This window comes from Mesorhizobium sp. M7A.F.Ca.US.014.04.1.1 (assembly GCF_003998745.1).
GTDB classification, from domain to species: domain Bacteria; phylum Pseudomonadota; class Alphaproteobacteria; order Rhizobiales; family Rhizobiaceae; genus Mesorhizobium; species Mesorhizobium ciceri.
In genome coordinates this window covers 1-9,800 of sequence record NZ_RZRW01000189.1, presented here as the reverse complement: position 1 = coordinate 9,800, position 9,800 = coordinate 1, and the positions used below count along the sequence as shown (strand labels likewise).

6 protein-coding genes and 1 pseudogene are annotated in these 9,800 nt (G+C 57.0%); 6 read left to right on the top strand and 1 reads right to left on the bottom strand.

Annotated elements, in window-relative coordinates; all coding sequences use genetic code 11:
- Window positions 1-942 (bottom strand): annotated as a pseudogene (locus EOA22_RS14795) (polysaccharide biosynthesis protein); the annotation flags it as partial.
- A 565-nt stretch (window positions 943-1,507) separates the two neighbouring features.
- Between EOA22_RS14795 and EOA22_RS14790 the strand changes: the two are divergent.
- The 6 genes from EOA22_RS14790 to EOA22_RS14765 form a co-directional block, all read left to right on the top strand.
- Window positions 1,508-3,226: a sulfotransferase family protein gene (locus EOA22_RS14790; protein WP_013532717.1), complete on the top strand. Its 1,719-nt coding sequence runs from the start codon at window positions 1,508-1,510 to the stop codon at window positions 3,224-3,226.
- On the top strand, window positions 3,223-4,107 hold the full coding sequence (locus tag EOA22_RS14785; RefSeq protein ID WP_013532718.1) for a class I SAM-dependent methyltransferase: 885 nt from the start codon (window positions 3,223-3,225) through the stop codon (window positions 4,105-4,107). Before EOA22_RS14790 ends, EOA22_RS14785 begins: the two co-directional genes overlap by 4 nt.
- Window positions 4,107-6,917 (top strand): glycoside hydrolase family 99-like domain-containing protein, encoded by a 2,811-nt coding sequence (locus tag EOA22_RS14780; RefSeq protein WP_127390053.1) that lies wholly within the window; start codon window positions 4,107-4,109, stop codon window positions 6,915-6,917. The genes EOA22_RS14785 and EOA22_RS14780 overlap by 1 nt, the downstream gene beginning before the upstream one ends.
- A complete protein-coding gene (locus tag EOA22_RS14775; RefSeq protein WP_013532720.1) occupies window positions 6,914-7,708 on the top strand; it encodes an ABC transporter permease in 795 nt (264 codons plus the stop codon). The genes EOA22_RS14780 and EOA22_RS14775 overlap by 4 nt, the downstream gene beginning before the upstream one ends.
- Window positions 7,698-9,149 (top strand): ABC transporter ATP-binding protein, encoded by a 1,452-nt coding sequence (locus EOA22_RS14770; RefSeq protein ID WP_013532721.1) that lies wholly within the window; start codon window positions 7,698-7,700, stop codon window positions 9,147-9,149. Before EOA22_RS14775 ends, EOA22_RS14770 begins: the two co-directional genes overlap by 11 nt.
- A 32-nt stretch (window positions 9,150-9,181) precedes the next feature.
- Window positions 9,182-9,800, top strand: a 619-nt coding sequence (locus EOA22_RS14765) for a class I SAM-dependent methyltransferase (RefSeq protein ID WP_127390052.1), incomplete at its 3' end; no start/stop codon positions are given.

Genomic DNA, 9,800 nt, shown 5'->3' with positions numbered 1-9,800 from the left:
AGACCCGGCACCGCCGGTCACCAGAACGCGTTTGCCGCCGACAAAGGCGCCGATACGCTGGATATCGGACGCGACCGTCGGCCGGCGCAGGATCGTTTCCATCTCGACGGTGTCGAGAACCAGCTTTCCGTGCTGTTCCAACTCCGAAAGGCCTGAGAACTGCACCACATTTATGTCGCCGTGCCGGGCAATGCGCACAAGTTCCGAATAGTCCTCGATTTCGTGCTCGGCGCCGCTGCCGAAAATCAGCAAGTCCAGGCTCTTGGTGCCGGTCGCATAGTCTTCCAGGACATCGATCAGGCGCGGCATTGTCGCCACCACGGGAACACCTTGAATCCGCGTGCCCAACGGTGCGCCGCGCTCGGTGGCCATGATGCCTGCGATGGAATAGTCCGCCGGTTGCGCCGTGCGCGTGAAGCGAATGATCAGGTCGGCCTCGCCGAGCCGGCCGACAAACAGAGCGCGCTTGGCCTGCTGGTCGGTCTTGCGGCTCAGAATCCCCCAGCTCGCGCCGTCACGCAGGAAGCGGTAGAACAGCCGGGGTGCCGATATGATGGTGAAGGAGACGAGGAAGAAGACGATGAACTGACGCTCGTTGAGCCCCGCCACCGGCCGGTAAAAACGCAGCAGCAGCGACGCCATGTAAAGAGTGAACGTCAAAATCGCGCAGCTCTTCAGGATGTTGAAAAAGTCCGGCGTCGAGGCGAAGCGCCAGACAGTGGTGTAAAGGCCACTGTAGCGGAACAACAAATGGCTGATGACGACGATGCCCGCCCATGTCGCCAGACCCTCGTTGGAGAACGCTTCGAACGAAAGATTCGACCGCGAAAGAATAAGGCTGAGTGCCACGGCGACCAGGACCATGACCACGTCCTGGACCATGATGAAGGCGCGCCGCATCTGTGGCCTGAGCCCGAACACAGCTTCTAGATGGGAATTCATTGGACGGCACTAGACTCCAGGCTCAAGGGCATCGACACCAGCGAAGTGCGAACACGAAGATACTTCGCGATCAATCACCTTACCCACGTGCCATCCCCGACCCCCGCCGTCCTGTATCGCATACTGCGGGTGCGAGGGCATAGCCAGAGGTTTTTTCGGACAAGAGCGTGAATACGAGTAAGCTTGACGCCCTGTTACTGGATCGGTGGAGTCCGATCGGTGCGTTGCGATTTGGACACTGCCGCCGCGTCAGCGTTGTTTCGGTTTTGCCGCAATTGACTCTGCTCTCGACCTCGCTACGACGCAACTGGTCGAAATGGCTATGAAGGCCAAGTTTGCGGGTCGAGTGCGTGCAGAGGACAAAGCTACCAGAGGTGGGGCGCGGGCGCGCCACATTATAGTCATAACATGTCGCGACATGATGGCACGCTGGCCATTTCCATACTGGGACGGCCTTCAGAGACGTAATGACTCGGTTGCAGCTTCCAAAACCGGCGTAGAGTACAGGCAAGGCTCATGATCGCAGAAGCCAGCTCTGTGGCTTGCCCATCCATGGGATACAATTATGGCTGTTGCCGCGACGACAATGAAGAGTTCGAAGTTAAAGCGAGAAAGCCAGGGCGAGCGCACCTGCTTGATGGTTCTTGGCATGCATCGGTCCGGCACCAGCGCGTTGGCCGGCGTGCTTCAACTGCTGGGTGTTGCTCCACCAAAGAACTTGATTCCCGCCGACGAAAGCAACCGGACAGGTTATTGGGAACCATTGCATCTGGCCCTGCTGAACGAGCAGCTCTTGCTCGAACTTGGTAGCCGGTGGGACGATTGGAGGCCGGTCCGGGTCGAGGAACTGTCGGCAAGCCGGTTAAGATTCTACCACGACGAGATCGCTCGCCTACTCGATGGCGAATATGGCGGCATGCCAACGATCGTGCTCAAGGAGCCGCGGATTTCGCGCATTGTGCCGATCTATCAGCAACTGCTTACATCGCTCAGGTACAAGACTGACTATGTAACGATCACTCGCAATCCACTGTCGGTCGCCAAATCGCTGGCAAAGCGCGACGGAATGGATCTGGGATTCGCCTCCCTCGTTTGGCTGAACTACGTTCTGGCCTCCGAGAGAAGCACTAGGAATTCACCTCGTGTCTTCTTGTCGTACGAGTCGATGGTTCGAGATTTCGGGCCTGCCCTGGAGAAGATCTCAGAACGATTTTCGATCGAATGGCCGCGCAAGATTAGCTCTGTCGAGAAAGAAATTGCAGCTTATCTGTCGACTGATCACCAGCACCATCTGGCGAGCGTCGACTTGCTCATGGCTAATGATGGCGTGCCGGATCTGGTCAAGCGAGCCTATGTTGCCATGCTCGACCTCGAGGAAGACGCGTCTTCGCCAGCAGCGACCGCCGAACTCGATGCAATCTATGACGAATTTGAGGACAGTTGGCTGCCGGCTGGCCAAGTCATGTTTGCCGAATTGCTGGCGCGTGAGACCAAGGCGCGCCTCGCGCCGACAACCGATTACGCCGCCACAGAGTTAAGACTGGTCGGCAATGTCCGGGCGCTGATGTCTCAAGTCGATCAACTTAGCGCGGAACGCGATGCGTTGAAATCAAAGATCGTAGCGATGGTTGAGGACCAGAACCCAATGGAAGGGCAGGCGGTCGAGGGTGAGATAAGAGCAGAGCGACTGAAGTCAAGCGAGTTGGCCACCGAGTTGGCCACAAGGATCGGTGAGATTGCGAGCTTGAATGCCGAACTCTCAACGCGCTCGGCGCAACTCGCAGATTCGAGACAGGAAATCGCAAGGTATGTCAGCCAGATGTCAGCTCTCCAGGCAGATTTGAGATCGCTCACCGAGCAGTACGACAGCCGGGGCCTGGACGTTTCGACCCTGAGGGACCAAGCAGAACAACTGCGATTGGAGATCGCCGCCAAGTCAAGCGAGTTGGCCACGAGAATCGATGAGATCGCGAGCTTGAATGCCGAGCTCTCAACGCGCTCGGCACAACTCACAGATGCGAGACAGGAAATCGCAAAGCATGTCAGCCAGATGTCAGCTCTCCAAGCGGATTTAGGATCGCTCACCGAGCAGTACGACAAGCAGGGCCTTGACGTTTCGGCCCTGAGAGGCCAATTGGCGGCCGTGACGGAAAGCCTTCAGGCAGCGGCGCGCGAGCTAACGCTTATCCACGAGAGCAAATCGTGGAAAGTTGCGAAAGCATTGTCAAAGCTTGCTTTGCCGATCCGAAAGATTGGCGCAGACACACGAGGCACGGATAAGTGAGCGCAAAACAGAAGACATCAGCAGATATCTACGTTTTCGATGTCGACCCGAATTCGGACACGGCTGCGGCAAATGTGTTGCGGTTAGTCGGCAGGGATAAGGATGTCCTCGAAATCGGCGCCGGACCGGGGTCGATCGCCAAGCCACTGATAGCTCTGAACGGCTGTCGGGTTACCGCGCTCGAATATGATCCGAACTGCATTCCGATCCTGAAGAGCTTTTGCGTCGACGCGGTCCAGGGCGATCTCAACACGCCAGGATGGGGCGAGGTCTTCGGTGAGCGACGCTTCGATGCCGTCGTCATCGCGGATGTGCTCGAGCATCTGGTCAATCCCTGGGAGACATTGAGGGAGGTCACCCGCTATCTGCGGCCTGGCGGCAGCGTGGTCTCGTCGATCCCCAACGCCAATCATGCCGCAATGATGGCGATGATGCTTGATGACAATGTCGACTACCGGGACTGGGGCCTTCTCGATCGCACACATATCCGCTTCTTTGGCGCCAAGAACCTTCAGCACCTCTTCCGCCAAGCCAATCTGAAGATCGTCGACGCGCTCTTTGTCGTGCGGACGCCCGAGATGACAGAGTTCGCCGAGAACTGGAAGAAAACGCCCGAACAAGTCCGGGCAGCTTTGGAACTCGGCGCCTATTCGCAGATCTATCAGACGGTCGTGAAGGCAGAACTGGCGAACTCGCCGAAGAATGAGTTTGTCCTGCTCGATCGCGCGCCCCCGAAAATCGGCAAGCCTGTTTCGAATTTGCCGTTTGTCCCGCCGCCACACTATTCGCCACAGCAGCGACCGACGTTCAGAACGATGGTTGGCCGCATGCTCGGCCCGACCGGCCGTCGCATCGTGAAGTCGATCCTGAGCATGCGATAATGGCGCTGCGTTATGTTGCCTACTATCTGCCGCAGTTCCATCCGTTCCCCGAGAACGATGAATGGTGGGGCAAAGGGTTCACCGAATGGACCAACGTTGCGAAGGCGGAGCCGCTCTACGATGGCCATAATCAACCGCGCTATCCGACCGATTTCGGCTACTACGACCTTCGCGTCCTGGACACCATCCGCGATCAGGCCGAGGTCGCTAGGGAGCACGGGATCGACGCTTTCTGCTTTCACTACTACTGGTTCGACGGCCACCGGCTGATGGAGAAGCCGGTCGATGCTTTCCTGACCGACAAGAGCATCGACATGGGCTTCTGCCTGTGCTGGGCGAACGAAAACTGGACCCGCCGATGGGACGCCGCCGAGCACGAGGTTCTAATCGCGCAGACCTATGGTCCGGATTGGGAGTTGCGCTTCATCGAAAGCCTCTTTCCCTATTTCAAGGATCCCCGCTATCTGCGGGTCGATGGCAAGCCGTTGCTGGTCGTCTACCGGCCGCAGCATCTTCCTGACGCCAAGGCCGCAGGTAAGCGCTGGCGGGAGCATTGCCGCAAGATGGGTATCGGCGAAATTCACATCGTGAACGCGCTCGTTCACGGCAATAACGACTACGAGCAGTATGAGTTCGACGCAGGCGTCGAGTTCCCGCCGCACAACATGAAATTCCATGGTGTGAAGGAGATCGTGCCGACCTATAAGCCATTCGAAGGCTACCCGGTCGAATATGCCAACGTTGCGCGCGATTTCCTATCGAGGGACCATAGCCGCAAGCGGATCTATCGAACCGTTTTCCCCGATTGGGACAATACGGCCCGGGTAAAGAATCGCTCATTGATCGTTCTTGGCTCCACCGTTGCAAATTATGAGCGCTGGCTGCGGGGATCGAGTTCGCTGACGCGCGCCAATCGCGCGGAAGGCGATCAACTGGTCTTCATCAATGCTTGGAACGAATGGGCCGAGGGATGCTATCTCGAACCAGACCGGAGACACGGCCGGGGGTTCCTGGAGGCCACGCTTCGCGTGAAAAATGGCATGTCGATGGTTGACGATATTTACGACGTTGCGCCGGAACGCGTGCGGTTCGAACTCAGGCAGCAATTAGCGGCGATCCCCGAGGAAGCCAGGGACGCCGAAATCGCAAAGCTCCGTGCCGCAAAAATCCGGGAAGTCGCTGACCTCGATGGCAAGGTGACTTTGCTCAAGCAGGAAGCCAGCCGCTTGCAGTCCGGGAATGAAACCGCTCCTGAGCCGCAGCGCGAAATCACGGAAACTGCGGCGAGAAGCATTCAAAAGGCGCGGGACGCCCAAGCGGTTGAGCAACCTCAGCCGAAGCTGACGACGACGAGCCCGGCGGTCCTGACGATGCCTGAACCCGGTTCGATCAAGGTGCCCCTGAAGTTCAGGGTGGCGCACCGGCTTTACGACAGGCCAATGATGTTCAAGGCCGTCCGCTTTGCCTATCGTGCCGCGAAACGCGTGGTTAATCCGTCCTCTGCAACCGAGCCGGCGCAAAAAAAAAAAGTAATCGCTGATCTCCCGGACCAGGTTGCGATGGCCTCTAGTCGTCACCAGTTGGAAGGGCACGATGTCCAGGAGGTTTCGCTCGAATCCATTGGCAGGGTGGCGTCGAGCAAACAAGAAATGCTCACTTCGAACGAGGATTGCATTTGGACCGCGTTCTCTCCCTGCAACGTCGAGGCTGAACTAGCTCCGCGACTGCACGTCGCGAAAGGCGTGGTCAATGGCGACGAATTCGCTCGCATGCTGAAGACGGTTCCCTATGAGGCAGCGCCATTGCGGTTCGGTCGGTTTCACAATTGTGTGGCGCATCCGATCGCCGTGGCTCTCGTCACCCGGAACAACCAGGTCATCGCCGAAACGATGCGCATCTACCGCTATGTCAGGTCGCAAGTGACAGAGCTTGAATATTTGGTGGAAGACGATGCAGGCGCGCATCTGAAGGCTGAAACAGCGACCGAGATCGATGCGGACGTGATCATTCCCATGCACTACTCCCAAGCGTTCGGCCATGTGGTCTTTGATATGGTTCCACAATTGTTGGCGTTTCGTGATGAGATCATTGCTGAGCGGTTGCGTGTTGTCCTGTCGACGAAAGCGCCAAAATGGTTGATCAGGATGCTGTCGGTCTGGGGCTTCCTTCCACACCATTTTCTTATCCTCGACGCGGCCAGCACCGCTGTCTACAAGTTCCGTTCGGCCATTTTCTCCAATGCTCTGACCACGTTCACCACGTTCTTCCCGCATCCGGAAACAGCCGATCTGATGTCGCGAACGCTCGTGCTTCCCCCGGCGGTTCAAGACTATCGTGCCAGACGGATATATCTCGGGCGTTCAAGCGAAACCACAAATTCCGGTAGGACGATAGCCAACGAAGCCGCGCTTCAGGCTGCGCTGGTCAAGCGTGGTTTCAAGGTCATCGATCCGGCCGTGCTGGCTTATTCGGACCAGATCGACCTTTTCACAGATGCCGAAATTATCGTCGGAGCGCATGGGTCCGCCTTTGCCAACCTGATATGGTCGAAGGCGGGAACGGTGGTTTTCGACTTGATGCCCGACGCCTGGATCAATTTCTGGGGTGCCGGCGGCGGAGTAGTCGAATTATGGATCAGCCGTATCTGTGCCCTGAAGAAGTTCGACTACAATGTCATATTATGTGACTCTAATGGATCATCTGAAACGTGGCAGCCAAAGACCTATGCCATGCAGTCCACGGTTGACGTTGAAGTGGCCATGGACCACATCGATCAGGCGATAAAAGAGCTACACAAGGCCACCCGATGATTAGTCAGCGCGATTTTCAGGTCTTGTCCAATCTTGTTCGCAGGGACGTGAGCAGCAGGTTCAAGGGTTCGTTTTTCGGGATTGGTTGGGCGCTGTTAACGCCGTTGCTCACCCTTTCCGTTTTCACCCTGATGTTTGGCTCCGTGTTCGGCGTCAAATGGGCCGCCGCAGGTGCCAACCAGAACCACTCCGTCGGATTCTTTGCGCTTGCCCTGTTTTGTGGCCTCATGTTTTTCAACTTCTATGCCGAGGTTCTGTCCAAATCGACGGGGGCTATATTGAACAACGCGACCTTCGTGAAAAAGATCGTCTTTCCGATCGAAATTCTGCCGGCGGTGGTCACCGGTTCCGCGATGGTGCAACTCGGAATCAGTCTGGCCGTGCTGCTGGTCTTTACCCTGATCATAACCGGAAGCCTGTCGCTCTATATCTTGCTCGCTCCCCTTACGATTGTTCCTTTCGTCCTGCTGGTGCAGGGAATTGCGTGGGTCTTGGCCTCTCTGGGGGTCTATTTTCGCGACATCAGCCAGATGATCGGTCCGGTTCTGACGGCGTCCATGTTTCTCTCGCCCATGTTCACGCCCCGAACATCGATGCCGGAATGGCTTCGGCCCTGGGTGGTTTTAAACCCGCTGACGGTGCCGATCGAAAATTTCCGTGCCGTCGTCCTCATGGATACCCTGCCTTCATGGTGGGCGCTGGCCGCCTATTTCTGCGTTGCCTTGATCGTCGCGCTGCTAGGCAGGCTGTTCTTCGAGAAGACACGAGGGGGATTTGCCGATGTCATCTGAGCGCGATAGCCGGCCCTTTGCGATCAAGGTTCGCAACGTCACCAAGCGATACACGATGTTCGAGCGGCCGGAAGACCGCTTCAAGCAGATGATCGTGCCGCGATTGGAACGTTTAGTGGGCATGCAACCCCGCCGCTATTACAAGGACTTCGCGGCTCTCAACGACATCTCCTTCGAACTCGGCCACGGCCAAGTGATTGGCATCATTGGCCGTAATGGATCGGGAAAATCCACGCTGCTGCAAGTGATCTGCGGAACGCTTCCACCGACCAGCGGTACGGTTGAAGTCAACGGCCGGATCGCGGCCTTGCTTGAACTCGGTGCCGGCTTCAATCGCGAATTCACCGGGCGTGAGAATGTCCACCTCAATGCCTCCATTCTCGGCGTCCCACGGGAGGAGATGGCCTGGCGTTTCGAGCAGATCGAAAGATTTGCGGAGATCGGCGACTTCATCGATCAGCCCGTCAAGACCTATTCGTCCGGCATGTATATGCGACTTGCCTTCGCTACCGCGATCAATGTCGATCCCGACATCCTGGTCGTCGACGAAGCGCTTGGGGTGGGCGATGAGGCGTTCCAGCGCAAATGCATGGCCCGCATCGAGCAGATCAAGGACGCCGGAGCTACTATCCTGTTTACCTCGCATGGCGCCCAGACGATCATTCAATTGTGTACCAGCGCAATTCTCATCGATGGCGGCGAGAAGATATTGGAGGGCACACCCAAGCGGGTGGCCAGCCAATATCAGCGGCTTGTCAATCTTCGTGGCGAAGAGGCCAGACAAGTGCGTGAAGAGATCAAGACGCTTGCCGGCACTAGCGATTCGGACGGCCCGCCGGTGATTGGCAATCATGCACCAGCGACGAAGTTGCCGACGCAGAGACCCGAACAGTCGGAGATCGTTGATGATGGTTTTTGGGACCCTGCGCTTACCAGCCAGACCATCACGCCCTATGAAGAGACTGGTGGGCGCATTGCCGACGTGCGGATTGTCAACACCGGTGGGGAAATGGTCAACGTGCTGACCCAAGGCTGTGTCTACGCGGTGCAATATACCTTCACTGCAACCACGGACGTCGACGATCTCGCGTTTGGCACCCTGTTCAAATCCCCTTACGGTGTGGAACTGTGTGGGGGAAATACTGATCGGGTGCCGGATCTTCGGCTGAAGAGCTTAGGGGTAGGCGAGTCTGTGCAGGTCAACTTTGAGTTTAAGTGCCTGCTACGGGCCGGAGTTTATTTCATCAACGTTGGAGCGATGGGGAATGCAAATTTTGAAAGACAATACCTTCATCGCATACTTGATGCCGTGATCTTCAAGGTTATGCCGGCCCCGGATGAGATTGACTACGGCTTCTTCAGCCTGGGAATGACCTTCAAGTTGACCCCCGCTGATTTGACCTCGGACACGCCCCTAGTTCGCAAGATTGCAGCCGCCTGAATTTGTTCCGCATCCATTCGGGGCACCGTTCGATGACCAACGATCAAAGACTTCCAAGCGCTTATCATCGCACGGACGCCATCGCCCGAGCGATGGAGTCAGGCGACCATCGCCAGATCATCGGTGGAATGTGGGATGAAATCGGCCGCTTGCAATTCGACTTGCTGGTCGATAATGGCCTGCAGCCCCGTCACAGGCTGATTGACCTTGGCTGCGGCAGTTTCCGGGGCGGGGTCCACTTCGCCAATTATCTTGACGCGGGTAATTATTTCGGCGCGGACATAAATGCTAGCATCATGGACGCCGGATACGACAGGGAACTGGCGCCGTTGGGACTGGCCAACAAAGTGCCGCGGGCCAATCTGCTGGTGACCGGTGATTTTGACGTTGGCAAATTGGGTACCACGTTCGACTACGCCTTGGCCTTGTCGCTGTTCACGCACCTGCCAATCAACCTCATTCGAACTTGCCTTGAGAAGCTTCGGCCGACAATGGCGACTGACGGTAGGTTGTTCGCGACTTTTTTTGTGTGTGATGATGGCCTGCCATTGTGGCGGCCTATCTCACATCCGAGAGGCGGCATAACCACTTACGGTGACGCGGACCCGTATCATTATAAGGTCGCCGACATTGAGTTTATGGCGGGATCGA

What these genes read in the sequence shown, in the direction of transcription:
- EOA22_RS14790 (WP_013532717.1), top strand. Translation starts at nt 1,508, where the DNA reads ATGGCTGTTGCCGCGACGACAATGAAGAGTTCGAAGTTAAAGCGAGAA.
- EOA22_RS14780 (WP_127390053.1), top strand. Translation starts at nt 4,107, where the DNA reads ATGGCGCTGCGTTATGTTGCCTACTATCTGCCGCAGTTCCATCCGTTC.
- EOA22_RS14775 (WP_013532720.1), top strand. Translation starts at nt 6,914, where the DNA reads ATGATTAGTCAGCGCGATTTTCAGGTCTTGTCCAATCTTGTTCGCAGG.
- EOA22_RS14770 (WP_013532721.1), top strand. Translation starts at nt 7,698, where the DNA reads ATGTCATCTGAGCGCGATAGCCGGCCCTTTGCGATCAAGGTTCGCAAC.